The organism is Hahella sp. HNIBRBA332 (assembly GCF_030719035.1).
GTDB lineage: Bacteria > Pseudomonadota > Gammaproteobacteria > Pseudomonadales > Oleiphilaceae > Hahella.
Genome location: NZ_CP132203.1, coordinates 4,010,441 through 4,032,682 on the forward strand (window position 1 = coordinate 4,010,441; position 22,242 = coordinate 4,032,682).

Sequence of the window (22,242 nt, forward strand, 5' to 3'; positions counted from 1 at the left end):
GGTAACCACAACGCCCTTCAGGTCTGGTCGCGGGCCTGCCGGGTTTAAAACTGAGGAAATAATCATGAGTAATGAATTTAGCTTAAACGCTGAAAAGCGTGACGTTCAGGGGAAAGGTGCGAGCCGCCGCCTACGTCGCGTAGACGGCAAGGTTCCTGGCATCATCTACGGCGGCGAAACTGCGCCCGTAGCCATTTCTGTCAGCCATAACCAACTGAGCCGCGCCCTGCAGAATGAAGCGTTCTACTCTCACATTCTGACTCTGGACGTTGAAGGAACTAATGAGTCCGTCATCCTGAAAGATCTGCAACGCCACCCATACAAGCCGATCATCATGCACGCAGACTTCCTGCGCGTACAAAAAGATCAGAAGCTGCACGTAAACGTTCCTCTGCACTTCATCAACGAAGACAAGTGTGAAGGCGTACGTCAAGGCGGCGGCAACATCACTCACCAGCAAACAGAAGTTGAGGTAGTGTGTCTGCCTGCCAACCTGCCTGAGTTCATTGAAGTCGACATGACCTCCGTTCAGATCGAGCAGATTCTGCACCTTTCTGACCTGAAACTGCCTGAAGGCGTTGAGCTGGCCGAGCTGGTAAAAGGCGCGGACCACGACCTGCCTGTTGTTGCAGTACACAAGCCAAAAGGCGCCAAGGCTGACGAAGCTGAAGGCGAAGGCGAGGCTGAATAAGGCTCCATGTCGAAGCCTGTTCGCGCCATTGTCGGGCTGGGAAATCCCGGCCCCGACTATGCCCAGACCCGGCATAACGCCGGGGCTCTCTGGTTAGAGCATCTAGCCAGAAGGAAAGGGCAATTCTTAAGACCGGACAAAAAGCTTCACGGTGACTACGGCAAAATATCCATCGCCGGCGAAGACATCCATTTATTATTTCCCACCACCTTTATGAATCGCAGCGGTCAATCCGTTCTGAGCCTCAGTCAATTCTACAAAATCGAACTGGAAAACATACTGGTGGCGCACGATGAACTCGACATTGACGCCGGAACGCTTCGCCTCAAATTTGGCGGCGGACACGGAGGGCACAATGGCCTGCGCGATATCATCCGCTGCTTCGGCGGAAATAAAGACTTCCCCCGCATGCGACTCGGAATCGGCCACCCCGGAGATAAAAGCAAAGTGACAGGCCACGTCCTGGGAAGAATCAACAAAGAGGACATGGACAAGCTGGAATCAGCATTTTATCAGCTGGACACCCACCTGGAGGCAATCATTTCCGGCCAGTGGGACACCGCCATGAACCGCCTGCACAGCTTTCGCGCCTGACGCAATTCCTCCCCAGCTAACTGGCTCACGCCTCTTCGAATGCGTATAATTTGCGCCCACTAACGCGCCTAAAGCGCACCGGTTTCAAGATCACCACCCGCAGCCCTCAAAGTTTGAGCCTGCGGCTTAGTTTTTCCGCCTTCCACCCCAGACAGCAAGTTATTGCAATGTCTGCGCAGGATGGGCCGACGAGACTTAGTAGAGACCTAATTACTTAAATTTCCGAGCTTTGAGGACATATCATGGGATTTAATTGCGGCATAGTCGGACTCCCTAACGTAGGCAAATCAACTCTGTTCAACGCACTCACCCAAGCGGGCATCGACGCCGAAAACTTCCCTTTTTGCACCATTGAGCCCAACTCTGGCATCGTCGCCATGCCCGACCCTCGACTGCAAAAGCTGGCGGAAATCGTCAAACCGCAGAAAGTCATCCCAACCACCATGGAGTTTGTCGATATCGCAGGCCTGGTGGCCGGAGCTTCCAAGGGAGAAGGCCTAGGAAACCAGTTTCTGGCGAACATCAGACAGACCGACGCCATCGCTCACGTAGTGCGCTGCTTTGCAGATGAAAATGTGGTTCACGTGGCGAATAAAGTCGATCCAGCCGCCGATATCGACGTCATCAATACTGAGCTGGCTCTCGCCGACCTGGACACAGTAGAAAAAGGCATTAAGCGAATCTCGCGCATCGCCAAAGGCGGGGATAAATTCGCCAAACAGCAAATTGAGGTGATGGAAAAATTACTGCCGCACCTGAACGAAGCCAAGCCCGTACGCGCTTTGAGTCTCAGCGCAGAGGAAATGCTGGCGATCAGAGAGTTATGCTTGCTAACCGTAAAGCCAACCATGTATATCGCCAACGTTGCTGAAGACGGTTTTGAAAACAACCCTCACCTCGACGTAGTGAGAGCTATCGCAGAAAAAGAAGGCGCTATCGTCGTCCCTATCTGCAACAAGCTGGAATCTGAAATCGCAGAACTGGAAGACGAAGAGAAAGCCGAATTCCTGGCCGATCTCGGCATGGAAGAGCCCGGTCTTGACCGCGTCATCCGAGCGGGCTACAAACTCCTTGGCTTACAAACCTACTTTACCGCAGGCGTCAAAGAAGTTCGCGCATGGACTGTCAAGATCGGCGCCACCGCGCCACAGGCGGCAGGCGTCATCCACTCCGACTTCGAACGCGGATTTATCAGAGCGGAAGTCGTCGGCTACAAAGACTTCACCTCCTTCAATGGCGAACAAGGGGCTAAAGAAGCAGGAAAATGGCGCCTGGAAGGCAAGGAGTACATCGTTCAGGACGGCGACGTCATTCATTTCAGATTTAACGTGTAAACTGATGATTTTTAGGGTTGACAAGCCCTGCAAAAAACAACAGAATACGCGCCTCAAATGAGACGGCAAGGTAGCTCAGTTGGTTAGAGCACAGCACTCATAATGCTGGGGTCGGCGGTTCAAATCCGCCCCTTGCTACCAAGTTTCGAAAGCCCGCTTATAAAGCGGGCTTTTTTGTTTCTACCCGTCCATTCCCTGCACCATCATCACGCATCAAACGACCAAAACGCATCGAAATATAGCCCCTCTATTTCCAGTGTGTACTTTTGTTAATAAAATCAACAAAATAACAAAAAAAATTCTCGGCATACCGTGGATTTTTCGGATAGACGGACTATCCTTAATGGGGTAGCTACATTCGAGGTTAAGACATGTATTATTTTCGCTCCCTTCTTTTGGCGTTATTCGCCACTCTCTGCTTGCCAGCAAATGCGGAAGAGGTAACTTTTAATCTGGTTACTGAAAACTTCCCTCCCTACAACATGAGCGTTAATGATGCTGAGTTTGAACACAGACCCGAGGATATCACCGGTCTGATTACTGATGTTGTTAAACAGATTTTTACCAAGGCGAAAATCGGTTACACCATGAAGCTGCGTAATTGGAGCTACGCATACAACTACGCTCAGCGCAAAGAGTTCCGAGGAGTATTTGGAACCACTCTCACTGACGCCCGTAAACCACTTTTCAAATGGGTCGGCCCTATCGCCTCTGACGGCTGGGTGCTGTACGCCAAGGGTGGCTCAACCATTCAAATCAACTCTATTGAAGACGCAAAGAAGTACAAGATAGGCGCATATAAAGGCGACGTCAGAGAACAGTGGCTACTTTCCAACGGCTTTGAGACTTCCAGTCTCGACGACGATGCCCTGAACCCTAAAAGACTACAAAGCGGCCAGATTGATCTTTGGATATCCGGCCCGGTCTCCGGCCCCTACTACGCCGCCAAGAATGGCGTCACCAACATAAAACCTGTATTCACTGTTAAAGAGACGCAACTTTATTTGGCAGTAAACAAGGAAACGCCAGACGAGTACATAAGCAAGCTGAACGAGGCCCTGGAAAAAATGCGTTCCAGCGGCGAATTGGACAAAATTACCGCCAGATACAGATAAACAACAGAGCCTTACAAACCCTGCGAAGCCCCATACCAAGGGCCTCGCAGGGCCTTTCCCTCATTTTTCTTTTCTCTTATCCGGAAAATTACTTATTCGGAAGTCACCTACACCGGCTGTTTAATAAGCAGCCAGACTAAACGTTAGTCAGAACACCATTCCGCCCAGCCGTTTGAGGTGATTTAATGATCGCTAAGAAGCTATTGTTGGTTTCTGTTCTCTTTCTGTCCGCCATTGCTCGTGGCGAAACCTTTAACCTGGTCACGGAAAATTTCCCGCCCTTCAACATGGGCGAGGAAGACCACAAGTACGAACACAAAGCTGACGCCATCAGCGGCATCAATGTGGATATTGTCAAAGAGCTCTTCAAACGCTCTGGTTATGACTACCGCCTGAAACTCAGAAACTGGAACTACGCTTACAACTTTGCGCAACGCAAGGAGTTCCGCGGCGTATTCGGCACCACGCTGACCGACGCTCGTAAACCACTGTTCAAGTGGGTCGGACCGCTCGCCAAGAACGACTGGGTCTTCTTTGCAAGAAATGACACAACTATCAAAATTAACTCTGTAGAGGACGCCAAGCCTTATCTCATTGGTTGCTATAAGGATGACTCCAGAGCGCAATTTTTGAAGAACAACGGCTTCAACGCTTCAGAGCTGGAAGATGACAGCCTCAACCCCAAGAGACTGCAACAACGACAAGTGGATCTCTGGATCTCCAGCACCGCATCAGGCTACTACTACGCCAAGCTGGCCGGAGTTTCCGATATCAAGCCTATATTTACTATACGAGATACCAGTCTATATCTGGCGATGAACAAGGACACGCCTGACGAGCACATAGAGCACCTCAACAAAGTGCTCGATAAGATGCGTACTGAAGGCTATTTGGACAAAGTTTACTCAAACTACAAATAGAGAGCCTTTACACCTGACTTAAGGCGGCTGAAGTCCGCCTTATCCACTCCTCCATCTCCTTGTGAACTTCGTCGGTAGCTCGACCACTGGTCTCAATGGGAGCGCCTACTTTCACCTTAATCAATCCAGGGCGCTTGCTGATACTGCCTGCCGGCCAACAGTCGCCAGCATTATGCGCAACCGGCAGCAAAGGAACGCCTGCGCTGACCGCCAGCAAAGCGCCGCCCTTGTTGTACTTACCAACCTGCCCGGGACGAACCCGCGTTCCCTCAGGATAGATCACAACCCAATAACCTGACGTCAAACGCTCTTTACCTTGCTTCAGCAACTGTTTAAGCGCCGCCGACGGTTTACTTCGGTCAATAGCGATAGGCTTCAATCTTTTCAGAGCCCAACCAAAAAATGGAATTTTCATTAACTCTTGCTTAAGCACAGTGCATTGAGGACGGAATATTACCCCCAACAAATATGTTTCCCAGGCGCTTTGGTGATTGCTGACAACCACACAACTCGTTTTCGGAATATTCTCCAGCCCCTCAATCTCATAACGTATGCCACAAACAACCCGCGCCCACCAAAGAGCGAACACATTAAACCGAGACACGATGTAATAGCGCTTTTCAAAATTGACGTAAGGACCGACCAACATCCCAAACAAAGAAGTGATGATGACGCCCCAAGCATACCCAATGTAAAAAACGAAAGACCGAAATAGCTGAAATGCCTGCACTTTTGCCCGCCTTTTTTCAATGCCCGCAAAGGATATCAACTCCCCGCCCAAAGCTGCAATGAATGTTATCCCTCAACGCCCCAGAAACCCAATGTTTGAGGGCTTTTGCGACTAAAGTACACCCTCTTAAGCGGCCACCCGCTCACCCCTTGACCAATATCAAGACGCCCTATCGGGAGCTGGATACACTGAACATGGAGAGAGGGGGGATCCACTTGCCAACAAGTGTGACAGCAGGCGCGCGCGCTAAAATCGCCGACCATGATAATCAAACGCGCGCAGGTGTTTTCTTACCTGGTTGGAGACCCAATATGCCAGTTGGAAAGGTTGTCGAACAAACAAAACAAAATGGGGGTAACGATAGCTGGGTCTATTTGCTCAACTCCCCCCCCAAGGAATTCTCCAATGAGAACTGGAGCGTCTTGGACGAGGGAATCTATAACGCAGACTATCGCAACAGCTCCCTGGCTCGATATTACGAAGGCGGATTCGCATTGAGCATTCAGGCGCCTTGTTTTAATACACTCGTTAGCGCGGAAAATTACACCCGCCGACTCCCATCCATGAACGCAAATCTGCAGAAGTACATCGACTATGTCGTCAAGGAAGTGAGGCTACTCAAGCAGAGCCTTCCTATCGGTTGTCAGGTTAAGTACCTGCATTGGTTCGGCGATCTGGTGCGCCAGCTTACTCCCGCAGCGCAAACGCAGGTGATGTACTATTTAGGCCGGGAGTTCAAGCTGAACTTCGGCGCCGATGCCCGCCATGTCATTGAGCTGGACGCCCGCCCAGACTCAGAGGAAGCGCTAGCACTGATCAAGGGATTGGGTTTTAACATCATCTGCATCAATGACCCCGGTGAGTATGCACAGTCCTGCCCTATTGAGGAGCTTAAGGATTGGCTGCAAACCATCAGGGCATTCGACTTCAGAGCCGTTTACCTGCGCCTGAAAGTATCTCCAGCCACCTACCCCACACTGTCCCAGCATCTTGAGGAAATTCTGACGGAAAGACCGCAAGGCATTCTTCTTTCCAGCCATAAGCCAGAATTCGCCAGCACGCCAGGTCTGGAAGCAGCGTTAAAAGATTTCAAGCGACGCATTAAGTCCGCATCGTTTATTCCGATCACACAGGACTTTTTCGCTCTACCCTGGACGGGCTTAATAAGCCAAGGAGTCAGCTGTCTACATGGTGTCGGATTGGGCGCATTCTCTTACACGCCCCATTACCAGTTGCGCAACGCCACACAGCTGGATGACTACTACAAAATCCTCGACAAAAGCGAGCTCCCGGCAAGAGCAATTCGTTACACTCAGACACAGCTGTAACAAAAGGTGAAAGCTATGTAAAAACATTGGCGAGTGTAGGTTTTCCCTGTAAATTTCCTGCTGTGGGGATTTGCTTTTAAACAGCTATTGGCTATCCTAGAAGCCTCTTTAAGCAGTTTCACTCATTCAGCCACGAGGCGACCGATGGAAAGCAAGCATATAGCAACCTCCTCTCCTTTTACCTTACACAGGGGCTGCCATGAATGTAACTTGAGCAAGCTTTGCATTCCTATCGCAGTCGGGGCTGAAGACATTGATCGCCTGGAAGAAATCATTCGCCAAGGGAAGATGCTGAATCGCGGCGAATATATCTTTGAGCAACATACGCCATTCCGCTCCTGTTTCGCAGTTCGCAGCGGCGCAATCAAAACATTCACCGTGTCAGAGGAAGGCGAGGAGCAGGTAACTGGCTTCTACCTGCCTGGCGAGATTATCGGCTTGGACAGCGTCAGCATGGAAAAATATTCCTGCTCCGCCGTCGCCCTTGAGCGCACCAGCGTATGTGAAATTCCTCTGGAAAAGTTTGAAGACCTTGCTTCAGACATCCCCAGCCTACAGCACCATTTTTTCTCATTGATGAGCAAAGAGATCCAGGAAAGCAGGCAGCTCACCATGTTATTGAGCAAAAACTCTGCTGAAGAGCGCATTGCCTCGCTTTTACTATCCCTGTCGACTCGCTTTAGTCGTCGTCGCCTGTCCGGCACAAACTTCAGACTCCCTATGCCTCGCAGTGATATAGGCAACTATTTAGGCTTGGCCGTCGAAACTGTAAGCCGGGTTATTACCCGCTTCCAGAACAATGGCATTATTAAGGTCCAGGGAAGGGAAGTTCAGATATTGCAATTGGAAGAGCTGCAGAAAATTCTTCGCCACGATACCAAGTGTCTGGAACACCAGAAGGAATCAGCCCTTAACGCTCGTTAACGGGTCTCTTCCAAGCAGTTTTTAGCTGGCTTCACGCCGCCGCGCTGCTGACACTGCTCAATCAACGCAGGCAGATAGCGGCGCCAGGGAAGCTGCTTGACGCCGAAAGTGTTGCGCAACTTGATACACCCCAACGCCCCATTTGCGGGAAGCGCCACCCCAGGCAACACGTCAGCGCCTTTTTTCTCAATCAGAGCCTGCAACATTTCTTCCTGACCAAACGCCTGCAGCACAATCGCCTTCAACAATTCATAATGGGTGACAGCTTCAGCGCCGGCATAATGGTAAACGCCCCACACAGAGATATTACAGCTCAACTGCTTGATAACAGCGTCTACGACCCTCGCTACATCATCCACCGCAACGGGAGTCAGTTGCATATCGGTGCTGGCGTTCAGGCGCTTACCTGAAGACAGTGCTGAAAGCATGGTCTGCAGCCAGCCTTGAGCGCCCGCCTCCAGTAACCAACCAACCCTCAAGATCAGATGCTTGCTATAGTTTTCCTGAAACCATTGCTCACTCTGCAACTTTGTCCGCCCATACACAGAAAGAGGACGCCCTTTATTGGCGGAAATATAGGGATTCTTTTTGACACCATCAAAAACAAGATGACTGGAGATGTGAATAATCGGCGCCTTCCATAAACCCGCTACCTCTGCCACCGCCTCGCAAGCGGATACGTTAACTTGGTACGCCAGGTCCGGATGCTGCTCCGCCTTGAACAGATCGCTCATCTCCGCGGCATGAACGACGAAATCCGCTGACGGCATCGCCTTCATTCCCCTCACAATCGCATCGTTGGTCATCAGAAACTGCTCATAGGGAACGCCCTCCACCGCCATGCCGCTCTGCTGCAAACGCTGAGCTATAGCCCTGCCTAATGGCGAATCAATTCCCGTCACACAAACAATCACTCATGTACCCCTTAAATGCTTCTCTTAGCCTTTGGCAACCCCCAGAATGCGGGCCGCACGAAGATATTATGTTAACAATATTGGCTGCTTGATGGGATTTTCGCAAACCCGATACACCGGGCTCTATCCGCATCATTTCGCTTAACGCTGCGCTTTAAATTCCTTCCAAACGATTAAGGTATACCCTGGGAACCCGCGAGGTCATGCCCGTAAATAAAGTATAGGAGATTGTTGACGCATATCCTGCAACCTCATCAGCAGAAACAGCCCCGCCCCACAATTCCACTTCCGACCCAATGCGCGCCTCTGGAATATGAGAAATATCCACCGTCAGCATATCCATTGATACCCGACCGATTATTTTTGTCCGCTTACCACACACTGCAACAGGCGCCCCATTCTGCATCTGCCTTGGATAACCGTCGCCATACCCTACCGCAACTACCCCCATTCTGGTTGGGCCGCTCGCAGTCCAGGCGGCGCCATAGCCAATAGAATCCCCAGCTTGCAGCTCCCGAGTAGCAATCAAGCGCGACTCAAAGGTCATAACTGGCTTCAACCCAAAATCCGCCCCCGTCTTATCAGCCATGGGCGACGCGCCGTACATCGCAATTCCCGGGCGCACCCAATCCAAATGAGTTTCGGGGTATTGCAGCAAGGCTGCCGAATTAGCGGAGGAGTAGCTCCACCTGCCTGATCCCGTCGCCTGCATACCAGCCTGAAACGCCTGCCACTGTTTCTGCTGCAGCAGACTATCCAGCTCATCAGCACATGCAAAGTGAGTCATTAGCCCAATAATAGACAACCCGGGGAACTGCTGCAGCATCTCAACGACGCCAGCTAGCTTATCTAACGACAATCCCAACCGGTTCATACCCGTATTTAACTTGATCCAGGTTTGCATCCTGGCGGAGTTAGGGCCCACCTTACGCAGGGGCGCCACATCAGACAACATGTCCAGTTGCTCCAGGTCATGCACGACCCACTCGATATCACGCCAACGCGTGGAATCGGCCAACTCTTCCGAACTGTAGAAGCCTTCCAACACCAAGAGCGGCGTCGTAACGCCCGCTTCACGCAGACTCACGGCCTCATCGTAGCAGGCCACCGCCAACTTGGGAGCTTCCCCTTTCAGGGCGCGGGCAATTTCCACTGCGCCATGACCGTATGCATCAGCTTTAATTACCGCTGCGCAGCGAGCGTTTTTAGCGATGGAATTCAACAAGCGAATATTGTGACGCAGAGCGTCCAGGTCAATAAGAGCGCGGGATGGACGCATTACTCGTAATCCCCGCCATAATCGTGAGCCAAATCTTCAAACCTGGTGAATTTACCCATAAATGCTAAGCGCACTGTCCCGATGGGGCCGTTACGCTGCTTACCGATAATAATTTCTGCAATACCTTTGTCTGGACTATCCTCGTGATAGACCTCATCCCGGTAGATAAACATGATCAAGTCAGCGTCCTGCTCAATCGCTCCCGATTCTCGCAAGTCGGAGTTAACCGGTCGCTTATTGGGGCGCTGCTCCAAGCTACGGTTAAGCTGGGACAGCGCGACCACAGGACAGTTCAACTCCTTCGCCAACGCTTTTAAGCCCCGCGAAATTTCAGAAATCTCGGCCGTACGCCCCTCCGTCATCCCCGGCACCCTCATCAACTGAAGGTAATCCACCATGATCAAGCCTATTTCGCCATTGTGATCCCGAGCCACTCTTCTCGCCCTGGAGCGCATCTCCGTAGGACTCAACGCCGCCGTGTCGTCAATATATAAGGGCTTATCTTTCAGCATGTTAACGGCTGACGTCAGACGCGGCCAGTCATCTTCATCCAGCTTCCCGCTCCGCACTTTAGTCTGATCAATACGCCCCAAAGAAGACAACATACGCATAACGATAGAGTCGGAAGGCATCTCCATACTGAACACCAAAACAGGCTTGCCACCCAGTATCAGCGCGTTCTCCACCAAGTTCATGGCGAATGTGGTCTTACCCATGGATGGACGACCTGCAACGATAATCAGGTCTGAAGCCTGCATCCCCGAGGTGCGATCATCCAAGTCACGAAATCCTGTAGTAACGCCGGTGATAGCCCCATCCGAGTGGAACAGTTCATCAATTTTCTTCAGTGTCTTCGTTAGAATCGGATTGACCGATTCCGGCCCACCCTGATTGGGCCGCGACTCTGCTATCTGAAAGACCCGCCGCTCTGCGTCGTCCAATACCTCTGTGCTGGTGCGCCCTTCTGTCTGATAGGCTTCGTCGGCGATTTCATTAGCGACGGTGATCAACTGGCGCAATACAGAACGTTCGCGAATGATTTCCGCATAAGCGCGAATATTGGCTGCACTGGGGGTATTTTTGGCCAGCTCACTCAGATAAGCCAGTCCACCCGCAGAACTCAACTCATTGCGATTATCCAGCTCTTCCGAGACAGTGATGGCGTCCAAGGGGCTACCAAGATTCGCCAACCGGGAAATTGAGCCAAATATCAGGCGGTGATCCAAACGATAAAAGTCTTTCGCTGTAATGATGTCGGAAATCTTGTCCCAACTGGCGTTGTCCAGCATCAGACCACCGAGAACGGACTGTTCCGCCTCAATCGAATGGGGCGGCGCTTTTACCACAGAGGAACCAACCAGGGCGGCGTTTGGGCCTTGCCCTTCCGAAGACTTGGTCGAATCTTTACGTATTACTGACTCATTCATAATGACTTGCAGAGCTTTTAAGAGTAGCGCTTATTATCGCTAATTTGCAGGCATGGACAACACGACCATGGTGAAGTCTTGAGAGCATAAAAAAAGGCAGTGCGCATAGAGCGGACTGCCTTTTCTTGTATGACCGGAGATTACTCGCCGACTACGATTACCTTAACGGTAGCGGTAACGTCGGTGTGCATCTGCACGTCTACTTCATACTCACCAGTGTTACGCAGAGCGCCTTCAGGCAAGCGAACTTCGCTTTTCTCAACTTCAACGCCCAAAGCAGATACTGCATCAGCGATGTCTTTGGTGCCAACAGAGCCGAACAGCTTACCTTCGTCGCCGGATTTAGCAACGATGGTCACTTCTTTACCGTTGATAGCTTCTGCACGAGCTTGAGCTTCAGACAGCTTCTCGGCAGCTGCTTTTTCAAGCTCTGCGCGACGAGCTTCGAACTGCTCAACATTTGCTTTAGTTGCAGGAACAGCTTTGCCGTAAGGCACTAGAAAGTTACGGCCATAACCAGCGCGAACCTTAACTTTATCGCCAAGGTTTCCGAGGTTGGCTACTTTTTCGAGAAGAATAACTTCCATCTTGTTTACCTCAAATCTTGTAACAATCGGAAGCTTCATAGCTTCCGATTGGCAAACCTTTAAGAACCTGATTTTTCTACGCCATTTCACTAACGATGAAATGGCGGGAAATTTTTCAGGCGCTTAGTCGTCGTGGCGATCAGTGTAAGGCAGCAGAGCCAGGTAACGCGCACGCTTGATAGCAGTGGCGAGCTGACGCTGGTAACGCGCCTTGGTGCCGGTGATGCGGCTTGGCACGATTTTGCCAGTTTCAGTGATGTAGCCTTTCAGTACTTCTACATCTTTGTAATCAATCTCTTTTACGCCTTCGGCAGTAAAACGGCAGAACTTTCTTCTGCGAAAGAAACGAGCCATGATAGCCTCCTATACCTTATTCTTCGTTGCTGTCTTCGTCGTCAGTATCGTCGTCAGAGTCGTCAACAACGACGCGGGCGGGACGATCTTCGCCACGAGGAGCGCGCTGTTCGCGGGACTCAGCTGCTTTGATGGGCGACACTTCGGTCACAGCATCCTTACGACGAATAACCAGGTCACGGAGGATGGCGTCGTTAAAACGGAAGTTGTGCATCAGTTCGTCGATGACTTCTTGAGAACACTCAATATTCATCAACACATAGTGCGCTTTGTGAATTTTGTTGATGGGATAAGCCATGTGACGGCGACCCCAGTCTTCCAGACGGTGAACTTTACCGCCGCCAGCATTTACGCTGGAGGTGTAACGCTCAACCATTGCAGGCACCTGCTCGCTTTGATCAGGATGAACCATGATCACGATTTCGTAGTGACGCATTGTAGCTCCCTTCGGTTTAACAGCCTTACGTTGCGTTTTCGTAAAGCAAGGAGTTGATGGTGGTTTTAAGAGGGCAGCATTCTATGCCTGTTCAGCAAGACTTGCAAGCCCGAAAGAGAACAGAAACTAACCAAACTGGCGCTGCCGCACCGCCTCGAAAAGACACACGCCCGTGGCGACGGACACATTCAGACTACTGACTTCGCCAAGCATGGGAATATTGACAAGACTATCGCAGTTTTCACGGGTGAGACGACGCATCCCTTTGTCTTCCGCTCCCATCACAATGGCGACGGAGCCTTTGAGATCCGCTTGATACAAACTCTGCTCCGCCTCTCCGGCTGCGCCAACTAACCATACGCCATAGGTTTGAATGTGCTTTAGCGTACGCGCCAGATTAGTGACGCGTATCAGCGGCGTTACCTCCGCAGCGCCACAAGCCACTTTTCTGGCCGCCGCATTCAACGGAGCGGATTTGTCCTTAGGCACAATCACGGCATGCACGCCCGCCGCGTTGGCTGAACGCAAACAGGCTCCAAGGTTATGAGGATCCGTGACGCCATCCAGAACAAGCAACAACGCAGGCTCTTCCAACTTCTCAAGCAACTCCTCCAAATCGGTCTCATTGCTCATTCGGTCCGCTTTCAGATAGGCTACAACCCCCTGATGCGCGCCATCGGCCGCCCTATCCAGCGCCGACTTACCCACCTGCGTAAAAGGAACCCGACGCTCCTGCGCCAGCTGCGCGATTTCCTGCAGACGGTGATCATGGCGCTGCTCCGATAACAGCAAACGGTCAATTTTACCCGGATGCTTCTGCAGCAGTGCTCTTACCGCATGCATCCCAAACACAATGTTTGATTCAGACACAGTTAAACTCGTTCAGTACGTTAAAAAACCGGCATTCTACCGGTTTAGTGTTTGCTTTACGCCAGCTTTTTATACTGCTATGAGCGTTTGCGACGTCCTTTTTTTTGCGGCTTGCGCAAAGGACCACTCGCCTCGGAACGCTTGCCTCCCTTGGCGCCTTTTGCAGGCTGTCCGCCGCCTGCTTTCTTTTCCTTTTTCCACTCTTCATTCCATTGCGCCAGAATTTCCTTGCGCTTGTTCTTTTTACCCGGCGCTGAGCGCTTGGGCTCGCCAATCATTTCCAAGTCGATCTTGCGATCTTCAAGCCCGACTCGAACCACTTGCACCCTCACCTCATCGCCCAGGCGATGCGTAACGCCCGTGCGCTCTCCGACAAGACGATGCTTCACCGCGTCGAATTGATAGTAATCGCTCTTCAGCGAGGAAACATGAACAAGCCCTTCGACATACAGATCCTTCAGCTCGACAAAGAGCCCGAACGCAGTGACAGCGGCCACAATGCCATCAAACTTCTCGCCTACATGCTGAGTCAGATACTCGCACTTGAGCCAACTCATAACATCGCGGGTGGCTTCATCCGCACGACGCTCAGTCATTGAGCACTGCTCACCAAGCACCAATAGCGCCTGCATGTCGTAATGATAACGAGCGCTTTTAGGTAAGGCTGGCGCACCCTCTACACGCTGCACATTCTTGCAGGGGCGCTCACCTCTAATCAGATCTCTGATCGCTCTGTGCACCAACAGGTCCGGATAACGACGAATGGGCGAGGTAAAATGCGTATACGCCTCATACCCCAACCCAAAATGCCCCTTGTTCTCCGGCTGATATACCGCCTGACTCAACGAACGCAACATCACAGTCTGCAGTGTGGCGCTATCTGGCCGACCGCGGATAATCTCCGTCAACGCCTGATAGTCTGACGGCTTCGGATTGGCGCCGCCCCCCAGGCTTAAACTTAGCTCGCCAAGAAACGCGCGCAGATTCTCCAGTCGTTCCGCCGTAGGCCCTTCATGCACACGAAACAGCGAGGGTATTTCATACTTCTCCAACAGCTTCGCCGTCGCAACGTTGGCGCACAACATACACTCTTCTATTAGTTTATGAGCGTCATTGCGCACTACCGGCACGATCTTGTCGATCTTGCGGTCCGAGTCGAAAAGGATGCGAGTCTCAACAGTTTCGAAATCAATGGCTCCGCGCTCTTCCCGAGCCTGCCTCAACGCCAAGTACAACTTATGCAGTTCGCGAATATGCGGAGCCAAGTCCGCGTACCTTTCCGCAAAGGCTCTTCCCTCTGCAGATTCCGGGTCATCTATATAGGCGCCCACCTTGGTGTAGGTCAGCCGCGCCTTGGAAAGCATCAATCCTTCATAAAATTTATAGCCGCTCAGCTTGCCCTTCTGGCTGATGGTCATTTCGCAGACCATGCACAAGCGCTCTACATCAGGATTGAGCGAGCACAAGCCGTTGGAAAGCACCTCGGGCAACATGGGAACCACCCGATTGGGGAAGTAAACAGAGTTCCCGCGCTGAAACGCCTCTTTATCCAACGCCGTTTGCGGCTTGACATAATGAGAGACATCGGCGATCGCCACATACAAGCGCCAGCCGCCAGACTTCTTCGCCTCACAATAGACCGCGTCATCAAAATCCCGCGCATCCTCGCCATCTATTGTCACTAACGGCAGATGTCGAATATCCACTCGATGCGCCTTATCGCTCGCACTCAACTTGGACTTGAATTTGGCAGCTTCAGCATCGACCTCTTCAGGCCAGCGGAAAGGAATAGAATATGTGCGCAGAGCGACATCGATTTCCATTCCCGGCGCCATGTGCTCACCCAGCACTTCTTTAACGTGCCCCATCGGGTTAACGCGCACATCGGGCTGACGCACAATCTCCAATGTCACGTATTGTCCATGCTTGGAGCCATTCAGAGCATGTTCCGGCACCAGGATGTCCTGAGTAATACGAGGATTATCTGGAACAACGAAGGCGACCCCACTCTCCATATATATGCGCCCAACAGCTTCGAATGTTCGCCGTTCGACCACTTCAACGATCACGCCTTCACGCTTGCCTTTGAATTCGCGACCTTCTTCGCGCACCAACACAATGTCGCCATCAAAGACCCGCTTCATCTGACGCGATGACAGGTACAAATCCGAGCCGCCCTCTTCAGGAATGACAAAGCCGTAGCCATCTTTATGTCCTTGCACCCGACCGCGAATCAGATTCATCTTCTTGGGCAAGCCATAGGCGCCTCTACGGTTGCACACCAGCTGCCCATCCCGACACATAGCGATCAATCGGCGACGCAACCCCTCATAGGGCTCAGGCTGCACCACATTAAAAGAGGAAGCTATTTCTTCGATAGTCGCGGGAGCGCCGCGCTCTTCAAGAAAGGTAAGAATAAATTCGCGACTTGCGGTGGGGTGTTCATAACGGGCGGCTTCGCGCTCCGCAAAAGGATCCAAACTACTCTTTTTCTTTTTTCCCATTAAAAGGACCTTAAATCTACAAAATTCATCAACATAGCGGGACCTGCGACCGATATGGTTGGTTTTCCGTCACATTAACATAAATCCCGCATTTAAAAACTACTCGCGGATGCGTCCGCCCTATGTACAAATTTAGAACAAACTGAGCGTCCAGAGCACTTTAACGCCTGTTTTTTATTCAATTTTTTCAATTTAAACCCTGCTTTTAAAAAAGTTAAAACTGAACCTCAAAAAAGCGTTGACAAAGATCCAAGCGACGCGTAAAGTTCGCGCCATCCTGAAGTGCCGAGGTGGTGAAATTGGTAGACACGCTAGCTTCAGGTGCTAGTGGGGGCAACCCCGTGGAGGTTCAAGTCCTCTCCTCGGCACCATTTGATTTAAGGATAAAGACATCAAAGAGTTGAATTTCAACTCTGAAAAATAAGCGCCTAAGGCGCTTTTTTTTGTTTCTGCCCCGGACACCTCTCCCTTCTTTCGACAATAGACAGCGTCAATCAAAACATCCAAAAAATTGGCTTACCTCGATAAGCCTCAGCCGTCAGCCGCCAATTCATAATCCGTTAAGCCCAAATTCAAACCATCTCCTTTAAGAAAAACCGTCCGTGCGTATAGGCGCATTCTTGAACATGTCTAAATTGACTACGAAGGGAAGTTATTGGTGCGCCAGGACGGAGTCGAACCGACATTACAAGGCTGAAAACCTTGCGTCCTCACCATTAGACGACTGGCGCAATGGGAAAGTGGGTATTTATGCGTTGGAGAGGTCGGCGGGATTTGAACCCGCGATCGTCAGTTTTGCAGACTGATGCAATACCGCTCTGCCACGACCTCTTTTTTTGGTGCCGCCTGTCGGACTCGAACCGACAACCTATGGCTTATGAAGCCAGTGCTCTAACCGATTAAGCTAAGGCGGCGTAAAGTGGCTCTCTTTCGCAGACGAGCCGGATTCTGAAGGTATGGCTGCCAGCCAGAATCTGTAGTTGTTATAGCGAACGGCGTGCCAACTTATTTTCACCCCACCAAATAGAACAATAAGATGTTGTTTTATATATATTTATAAGATTACAGAGTAGAAAACACAGTATTGGACGTAGCTTATAAGCGCGACAATAAATATCATGCCGGATATCAAAATATTGCCTTGGATACGCCCCAAATTTCGATGAAAAGTAAAAATATCGTCCTATCCATTCTCGGTACGACTTTGGATGTCGTGTCCAAGCGTCGCGGTAAGTTTGAGAAGCGCTGGGAGCGCTGGCGGCCGAATGTCTCCATCACTCAGCGCGCTGAGGTCTTCCCGGTGGATGAGCTGCATTTGCTCAGCGCCAGCAAAGACATGGCGCTTGCTGAAGAAGTCTCTGCGGATATCAATGTCGTCAGCCCGGATACACATGTCGCCATCCACGACGTCAGCTTTACCTCCCCATGGGAGCTGGAGGTCACCTATCTGCAGTTGCGAGACTTTCTTACCGACTTCAGGTTTGACCCCAGCGCCAATTATTTTTTCCACATCACTACTGGCTCGCATATCCAGCAGATCGTGATCTTCCTGTTACATGAGTCGCGCCTTTTTCCCGGTAAACTGTTGCAAACAGCGCCGCCGAAGGAGGGCTCAACTGAACCGCGCCATCAGATTATCGATCTGGATCTTTCCAAGTACGACGCGATTGCGGAGCGATTTCGCAAGGACCATCTTGAAGGCGAAGATTTTCTGAAATCCGGCATTCAGACTCGCAACCCGGCGTTCAACCGGATGATTCAGCAAATCGAGCTGGTCGCGCAGCGTTCTATCGCGCCTATGTTGATCACCGGTCCGACTGGAGCCGGTAAGTCCCATATCGCACGCCGCATTTATGAGCTGAAGAAAAAACGTAATCTGGTAAGCGGCGACTTTGTGGAAACTAACTGCGCCACCCTGGTGGGCGACAACGCGATGTCCACCTTGTTCGGCCACAAGAAAGGCGCATTTACCGGGGCCGTGGATAAGCGGGACGGCTTACTGAAACGCGCAGATAAAGGCATGGTGTTTCTTGATGAAGTCGGCGAGCTGGGCCTGGATGAACAGGCCATGCTGTTACGCGCCATCGAAGATAAATGCTTTCTGCCCATGGGCGCGGACCTGGAGGAGAAGAGCGATTTTCAACTGATCGCCGGCACCAATAAAGATCTCCGCAAAGAAGTGCAGGCAGGCCGCTTTAGAGAGGACCTGTTTGCGCGCATCAATTTGTGGACTTACCGCCTCCCCGGACTGGCGGAGCGAAAACAGGACATCGAACCCAATATCGACTACGAACTGGACCGATTTGAACGCAACCATGGCGAGAGAGTGACGTTCAACAAAGAAGCCCGCGCCCGCTATCTTGAGTTCGCACTGTCCCCAGAAGCGCTTTGGCCCGCCAACTTCCGCGATCTCAACGCCAGCATCGTGCGCATGGCCACTCTGGCGGACAAAGGGCGCATCAAGACGGATCATGTAGACGAGGAGCTGCAGCGGTTACGTTACCTGTGGTCCCATGCGGAGTCGCCGGCCATGGCGAGCAGCTTATCTCTGGATGACTTTCTGGCCCAATATCTCGACCTAGAACAGCTTGAGCACGTTGATTACATTGAAAAAGTGCAACTGAAAGCTGTCATCGAAGTGTGCAGAAATTGCCGGGACGGCGCAGAGGCGGGACGCACCATTTACAATGCATCCCGACTACGCAAAAAACAGACAAACGACTCCCATCGATTGCGTCAATATCTGGCCAAGTACGGCCTTCACTTTGACAGCATCAGGCAAGTCAATTCAGTCTGAAAGGGGTAAGCATTATCTAGGGTTTACGCCAGCTGGCGGTGACGCTGACGCCGCGATAGCTATGGCGTCCACGCAACCCGATAAACCACACGCCGGGCTCGGGATTGGGAAACACACATTGCTCTTCATTGCCGTCTATAAAAGGGCGGCAGTCATATTTATTCGGCGTGGGGCGCACATCGTCGGCGACATAGAGATCCACATCACCCGTCCCGCCAAAGCTTCTGACCACCATCTCAATGGCGCCGCGCGGCACTTCAAAGCGATAGTAGTCCCATGCGTTTTCCTCCCCTCGCAGGTTCTCCAGCCTTAACACGCCACGCGCTGGCAACGGCAGGTCGCCATTCAGAGCCGCCAGCGCCCGCGCTGCGTCAGCAATGCCTGCGCCGCATCCACCATCGCAATCCCCGGGCAATGGCCTCGCTCCCAGCTTTATGGCGCTTTCTATTCGCCCTGGCGTCGCCCCAGGGTCTGCTTCGTACATGAGCGCGGCTATCCCCGCCACATGGGGCGTCGCCATGCTGGTGCCTTGGTAGAACTGATAGGACTCCCCGCCTGGTACAGTCAGGCCGGTATTCCAAATGGACAGCACCCCATTATTGAGCACATCCGTCTCGCCGCCTGGCGCAGAGACGTCGACTTTGCGCCCGAAATTGGAGTACCAGGCCCGCGCGCCCGCTCTATTATTTGCAGCGACCGCTATAACGCCCTTGCAGTTCGCCGGCAGAAACTGACGAACATCCGCATTAGCGTTACCAGCGGCAACCACCACCGTGACATTACGCTGACGCGCCATGTTGATAGCTGACTGCATGGTCCCGCCACAACGCCCCTCCCCTGTCAGGCTCATGTTGATGACCTTGGCGGGATGCAGATTCTCCGGCGCGCCATCCACCGGCGCGCCCGCCGCCCAGACCAGAGCGTCAGCAATATCTGACAGGTACCCCCCGCATTTGCCCAGCACGCGGACCGGCAAAATACGCGCGTTAAACGCTACGCCCGCAACACCGATATGGTTATTGGTGACGGCGGCGATCGTTCCAGCCACATGCGAACCATGCCAGCTTGAGTCTTCCGCTTCCGCTCCGTCGTAACATTCGTTTTGCGCCACCCAATCCCCTGGATCGCTGGCGTCAGCGTCACGCCCATCGCCATCATTGGCGACAACCGGATCGCTGATAAAGTCATATCCGGGGACGACATTAGCGTCCATATCCGAGTGAGCGACGATTCCCGTATCCAGAACCGCTGCAATCACACCCGCGCCGGTCGCCATGGTCCATGCAGGGGGCGCATTGACGCCCGCCACTTCATCGAAGTATCCCCATTGTTCGCCATAGCGCGGATCGTCAGGCGCAACCGCCTTATGTAGCAATATGTCCTCTTCCACATCAAGGATGCTGGCGTCGCTAAGTAAGTCTCGTTTCAACTGCGCCAGCTCACTCTGCGTCAGCCAGCGTTTTGCCTGATACAAACGGCGGGCGCCAACAGCGAGGGAACGTAGATAATTGATGTTTTGCATGGCGCTTTGCGCAGAGGGAGAGATTAAAGAGAAGGAAAAGGAAGAAGATGGGGACGTCGATACATCGCCAGCAAAGTGAATAATAAGTCGTTGCGGTCGGAGAGCGGAGTCTTGCGCTAAAGTGCCCTCTCCCTGAAGTCCTGTCAATACTACTGCCGTCATCAACAACAAAGCTAATCTCATAACAATCATTCCTTGACTGAAGTTGCTTAAAGTACTGCAGTGAACAGCCAGCGCTCCCTACTTCCGGGGATGTAAAGAAGACCCGACGCCCGAAAAAGCTGACAGTTCGTTGACTCTACGAAAAACTTATGTCGCGCTCAAGGCGACGTCTGAGCGCCCTGCTAGGGCTGAAAATATAAGGATCTGTTTTTACGCCAAATATTTCTTTATGACCTTAAAACGCCGCGACTTATAACCGAAACAAAGCTCCCGATCACGATAAATTATTAGAGATTAATTTTCCGTTACCTATAATCTTTCGCCTTTTTATAGTCCGCGCCCTGTATCTGTACAGAACGGGTTAGCTCTTAATCATTCGTGGAATACAGAAGTAATATGTCCCAAGCATCTCCCTTAGCTTTGCTTCCGCTGGCGCTGTTTCTGGCGCTGTTTGTCGGCAGCGGCCTCTGGTATCAGTCAGAGGGCGTTGAGTACGCCTTTTATCAAATCTCCGCGCCGGTCGCGATCTTGCCCGCCATTCTGTTGGCGGTAATGATGGCGCGCGGAACATTGAATGAGCGCATAGAAACCTTTATCAAGGGCGTCGGCGACAACACAATCATCACCATGGTGCTGATTTATCTGCTGGCGGGCGGTTTCGCCAGCGTCGCCAAAGCCGTGGGCGGCGTGGACGCCACCGTTAACTTCGGACTCAGCGTGATACCGCCTTCTCTGGTATTGCCAGGACTGTTCATCATCACCGCTTTCGTCGCTACCGCCATGGGCACGTCCATGGGCACCATCGCCGCTATCGCTCCCATTGCAGTCGGCGTCGCCGATGCAACGGAACTCCCCATGCTGCTGACCATCGGCACCGTAGTAGGGGGCGCCATGTTCGGCGACAACCTGTCTATTATTTCCGACACCACCATCGCCGCCACTCGCACCCAAGGCTGCGAAATGCGCGACAAGTTCAAACTGAACTTCATGATCGCAGCGCCAGCGGCGGTGTTGACTTTAATCTGGTTGTACTTCCAGAGCAGTAACGCCGTGGTGGAAGCGCCTAAGGATTATGAATTGATCCGCATCCTGCCCTATGTCGCCGTGCTGGCGCTGGCGGTATTGGGCGTCAACGTCATGCTGGTGCTGTTCAGCGGCATCGTGCTGGCGGGAGGAATTGGTTTGTTCATGCAGCCTGACTACAGCGTGGCGTCCTGGTCCAAGGACATCTATGCCGGCTATACCGGCATGCAGGAAATTCTGATCCTGTCTCTGCTTATCGGTGGCCTGGGCGCCATGATGAAATCGCAAGGCGGCCTGGACTGGCTGGCGAAAACCATCGACCGTATCAGCAGACTGGGCGGCGCCAAGCAACATACCAGCCGCGCGGGCGAACTGAGCATCAGCGCCACCGTTGCCTTGACCAACGTCTGCACCGCCAATAACACTGTTGCGATTCTTCTATCCGGCAGCCTGGCGAAAGATATCGCCGACCGCTATCAGGTCGATCCACGCCGCAGCGCCAGCCTGATGGACATCTTCTCCTGCGTCGTCCAGGGCGTCATCCCCTACGGCGCGCAAGCGCTATTGGCCTCATCCCTGGCCAAAGTCTCTCCCGTAGAACTGATCGGCAATATTCACTACTGCTGGCTGTTGGGACTTATGGCGCTGATATCAATCGTCATCGGACTGCCGAAAGGCAAAGTCCAAAGTTAATGACTTGAATTGGAAGCCCGCTGTTGCGGGCTTTTTTG

At 52.2% G+C, this 22,242-nt stretch carries 19 protein-coding genes and 5 tRNA genes; 11 read left to right on the forward strand and 13 right to left on the reverse strand.

Features of this window, described 5'->3' with window-relative positions; translation table 11 throughout:
• The first annotated feature begins 64 nt into the window (after positions 1-64).
• The 6 genes from O5O45_RS17725 (at position 65) to O5O45_RS17750 (ending at position 4,654) form a co-directional block, all read left to right on the forward strand.
• The gene (locus O5O45_RS17725) at positions 65-691 is read left to right on the forward strand and encodes a 50S ribosomal protein L25/general stress protein Ctc (RefSeq protein WP_305900701.1); all 627 of its coding nucleotides are present in this window, start codon (positions 65-67) and stop codon (positions 689-691) included.
• 6 nt (positions 692-697) lie between these two features.
• A complete protein-coding gene (gene pth / locus O5O45_RS17730; protein ID WP_305900702.1) occupies positions 698-1,285 on the forward strand; it encodes an aminoacyl-tRNA hydrolase in 588 nt (195 codons plus the stop codon).
• Between the two features lie 242 nt (positions 1,286-1,527).
• The gene (gene ychF / locus O5O45_RS17735) at positions 1,528-2,619 is read left to right on the forward strand and encodes a redox-regulated ATPase YchF (RefSeq protein ID WP_305900703.1); all 1,092 of its coding nucleotides are present in this window, start codon (positions 1,528-1,530) and stop codon (positions 2,617-2,619) included.
• 64 nt (positions 2,620-2,683) lie between these two features.
• Positions 2,684-2,760, forward strand: a tRNA-Met gene (locus O5O45_RS17740).
• A 230-nt stretch (positions 2,761-2,990) separates the two neighbouring features.
• Positions 2,991-3,734 (forward strand): substrate-binding periplasmic protein, encoded by a 744-nt coding sequence (locus O5O45_RS17745; RefSeq protein ID WP_305900704.1) that lies wholly within the window; start codon positions 2,991-2,993, stop codon positions 3,732-3,734.
• Between the two features lie 185 nt (positions 3,735-3,919).
• Positions 3,920-4,654 (forward strand): substrate-binding periplasmic protein, encoded by a 735-nt coding sequence (locus O5O45_RS17750; RefSeq protein ID WP_305900705.1) that lies wholly within the window; start codon positions 3,920-3,922, stop codon positions 4,652-4,654.
• Positions 4,655-4,661: 7 nt separating this feature from the next.
• On the opposite strand, the gene O5O45_RS17755 is transcribed toward O5O45_RS17750, so the two are convergent.
• On the reverse strand, positions 4,662-5,435 hold the full coding sequence (locus O5O45_RS17755) for a lysophospholipid acyltransferase family protein (RefSeq protein ID WP_305900706.1): 774 nt from the start codon (positions 5,433-5,435) through the stop codon (positions 4,662-4,664).
• Positions 5,436-5,695: 260 nt separating this feature from the next.
• On the opposite strand from O5O45_RS17755, the gene O5O45_RS17760 reads away from it, so the two are divergent.
• Together O5O45_RS17760 and fnr are read left to right on the forward strand one after the other, a co-directional pair.
• On the forward strand, positions 5,696-6,712 hold the full coding sequence (locus O5O45_RS17760) for a hypothetical protein (RefSeq protein WP_305900707.1): 1,017 nt from the start codon (positions 5,696-5,698) through the stop codon (positions 6,710-6,712).
• A 144-nt stretch (positions 6,713-6,856) separates the two neighbouring features.
• Positions 6,857-7,636 (forward strand): fumarate/nitrate reduction transcriptional regulator Fnr, encoded by a 780-nt coding sequence (gene fnr / locus O5O45_RS17765; RefSeq protein ID WP_305900708.1) that lies wholly within the window; start codon positions 6,857-6,859, stop codon positions 7,634-7,636.
• On the opposite strand, the gene O5O45_RS17770 is transcribed toward fnr, so the two are convergent.
• The 8 genes from O5O45_RS17770 to rnr form a co-directional block, all read right to left on the reverse strand.
• Positions 7,633-8,550 carry an SDR family oxidoreductase gene (locus tag O5O45_RS17770; RefSeq protein ID WP_305900709.1) on the reverse strand — a complete coding sequence of 306 codons (918 nt, stop codon included), beginning with the start codon at positions 8,548-8,550 and terminating at the stop codon, positions 7,633-7,635. The genes fnr and O5O45_RS17770 overlap by 4 nt on opposite strands.
• 154 nt (positions 8,551-8,704) lie before the next feature.
• Entirely contained in the window at positions 8,705-9,829 is a 1,125-nt protein-coding gene (gene alr / locus O5O45_RS17775) for an alanine racemase (RefSeq protein WP_305900710.1), read from the reverse strand.
• Positions 9,829-11,256 carry a replicative DNA helicase gene (gene dnaB, locus O5O45_RS17780; RefSeq protein WP_305900711.1) on the reverse strand — a complete coding sequence of 476 codons (1,428 nt, stop codon included), beginning with the start codon at positions 11,254-11,256 and terminating at the stop codon, positions 9,829-9,831. The genes alr and dnaB overlap by 1 nt, the downstream gene beginning before the upstream one ends.
• Positions 11,257-11,396: 140 nt before the next feature.
• A complete protein-coding gene (gene rplI, locus O5O45_RS17785; protein WP_305900712.1) occupies positions 11,397-11,843 on the reverse strand; it encodes a 50S ribosomal protein L9 in 447 nt (148 codons plus the stop codon).
• Positions 11,844-11,966: 123 nt separating this feature from the next.
• Entirely contained in the window at positions 11,967-12,197 is a 231-nt protein-coding gene (gene rpsR / locus O5O45_RS17790; RefSeq protein WP_011395632.1) for a 30S ribosomal protein S18, read from the reverse strand.
• 16 nt (positions 12,198-12,213) lie between these two features.
• On the reverse strand, positions 12,214-12,633 hold the full coding sequence (rpsF, locus tag O5O45_RS17795) for a 30S ribosomal protein S6 (protein ID WP_305900713.1): 420 nt from the start codon (positions 12,631-12,633) through the stop codon (positions 12,214-12,216).
• A gap of 126 nt (positions 12,634-12,759) precedes the next feature.
• Entirely contained in the window at positions 12,760-13,503 is a 744-nt protein-coding gene (gene rlmB / locus O5O45_RS17800; RefSeq protein WP_305900714.1) for a 23S rRNA (guanosine(2251)-2'-O)-methyltransferase RlmB, read from the reverse strand.
• A gap of 77 nt (positions 13,504-13,580) precedes the next feature.
• Positions 13,581-16,007: a ribonuclease R gene (gene rnr / locus O5O45_RS17805; RefSeq protein ID WP_305900715.1), complete on the reverse strand. Its 2,427-nt coding sequence runs from the start codon at positions 16,005-16,007 to the stop codon at positions 13,581-13,583.
• A gap of 284 nt (positions 16,008-16,291) precedes the next feature.
• Here rnr and O5O45_RS17810 point away from each other — a divergent pair.
• A tRNA-Leu gene (locus tag O5O45_RS17810) sits at positions 16,292-16,378 on the forward strand.
• Between the two features lie 285 nt (positions 16,379-16,663).
• Here O5O45_RS17810 and O5O45_RS17815 read toward each other — a convergent pair.
• From O5O45_RS17815 to O5O45_RS17825, 3 genes are all read right to left on the reverse strand, one after another.
• Positions 16,664-16,738, reverse strand: a tRNA-Glu gene (locus tag O5O45_RS17815).
• 25 nt (positions 16,739-16,763) lie between these two features.
• Positions 16,764-16,838 (reverse strand) — tRNA-Cys (locus O5O45_RS17820).
• Between the two features lie 6 nt (positions 16,839-16,844).
• A tRNA-Met gene (locus O5O45_RS17825) sits at positions 16,845-16,921 on the reverse strand.
• 248 nt (positions 16,922-17,169) lie between these two features.
• On the opposite strand from O5O45_RS17825, the gene rtcR reads away from it, so the two are divergent.
• Positions 17,170-18,804, forward strand: a complete 1,635-nt coding sequence (gene rtcR / locus O5O45_RS17830) for an RNA repair transcriptional activator RtcR (RefSeq protein WP_305900716.1) — start codon at positions 17,170-17,172, stop codon at positions 18,802-18,804.
• 16 nt (positions 18,805-18,820) lie between these two features.
• Here rtcR and O5O45_RS17835 read toward each other — a convergent pair whose 3' ends face one another.
• Positions 18,821-20,509 carry a S8 family peptidase gene (locus tag O5O45_RS17835; protein ID WP_305900717.1) on the reverse strand — a complete coding sequence of 563 codons (1,689 nt, stop codon included), beginning with the start codon at positions 20,507-20,509 and terminating at the stop codon, positions 18,821-18,823.
• A 375-nt stretch (positions 20,510-20,884) separates the two neighbouring features.
• Between O5O45_RS17835 and O5O45_RS17840 the strand changes: the two genes are divergently transcribed.
• The gene (locus tag O5O45_RS17840; protein WP_305900718.1) at positions 20,885-22,204 is read left to right on the forward strand and encodes a Na+/H+ antiporter NhaC family protein; all 1,320 of its coding nucleotides are present in this window, start codon (positions 20,885-20,887) and stop codon (positions 22,202-22,204) included.
• Positions 22,205-22,242 lie beyond the last annotated feature (38 nt).

Bases quoted from the DNA above. Each gene is read 5' to 3' on its own strand.
- O5O45_RS17725 (WP_305900701.1), top strand. From the start codon at position 65: ATGAGTAATGAATTTAGCTTAAACGCTGAAAAGCGTGACGTTCAGGGG.
- pth (WP_305900702.1), top strand. From the start codon at position 698: ATGTCGAAGCCTGTTCGCGCCATTGTCGGGCTGGGAAATCCCGGCCCC.
- ychF (WP_305900703.1), top strand. From the start codon at position 1,528: ATGGGATTTAATTGCGGCATAGTCGGACTCCCTAACGTAGGCAAATCA.
- O5O45_RS17745 (WP_305900704.1), top strand. From the start codon at position 2,991: ATGTATTATTTTCGCTCCCTTCTTTTGGCGTTATTCGCCACTCTCTGC.
- O5O45_RS17750 (WP_305900705.1), top strand. From the start codon at position 3,920: ATGATCGCTAAGAAGCTATTGTTGGTTTCTGTTCTCTTTCTGTCCGCC.
- O5O45_RS17760 (WP_305900707.1), top strand. From the start codon at position 5,696: ATGCCAGTTGGAAAGGTTGTCGAACAAACAAAACAAAATGGGGGTAAC.
- fnr (WP_305900708.1), top strand. From the start codon at position 6,857: ATGGAAAGCAAGCATATAGCAACCTCCTCTCCTTTTACCTTACACAGG.
- alr (WP_305900710.1), bottom strand. From the start codon at position 9,829: ATGCGTCCATCCCGCGCTCTTATTGACCTGGACGCTCTGCGTCACAAT.
- dnaB (WP_305900711.1), bottom strand. From the start codon at position 11,256: ATGAATGAGTCAGTAATACGTAAAGATTCGACCAAGTCTTCGGAAGGG.
- rplI (WP_305900712.1), bottom strand. From the start codon at position 11,843: ATGGAAGTTATTCTTCTCGAAAAAGTAGCCAACCTCGGAAACCTTGGC.
- rpsR (WP_011395632.1), bottom strand. From the start codon at position 12,197: ATGGCTCGTTTCTTTCGCAGAAGAAAGTTCTGCCGTTTTACTGCCGAA.
- rpsF (WP_305900713.1), bottom strand. From the start codon at position 12,633: ATGCGTCACTACGAAATCGTGATCATGGTTCATCCTGATCAAAGCGAG.
- rnr (WP_305900715.1), bottom strand. From the start codon at position 16,007: ATGGGAAAAAAGAAAAAGAGTAGTTTGGATCCTTTTGCGGAGCGCGAA.
- rtcR (WP_305900716.1), top strand. From the start codon at position 17,170: ATGAAAAGTAAAAATATCGTCCTATCCATTCTCGGTACGACTTTGGAT.
- O5O45_RS17835 (WP_305900717.1), bottom strand. From the start codon at position 20,509: ATGAGATTAGCTTTGTTGTTGATGACGGCAGTAGTATTGACAGGACTT.
- O5O45_RS17840 (WP_305900718.1), top strand. From the start codon at position 20,885: ATGTCCCAAGCATCTCCCTTAGCTTTGCTTCCGCTGGCGCTGTTTCTG.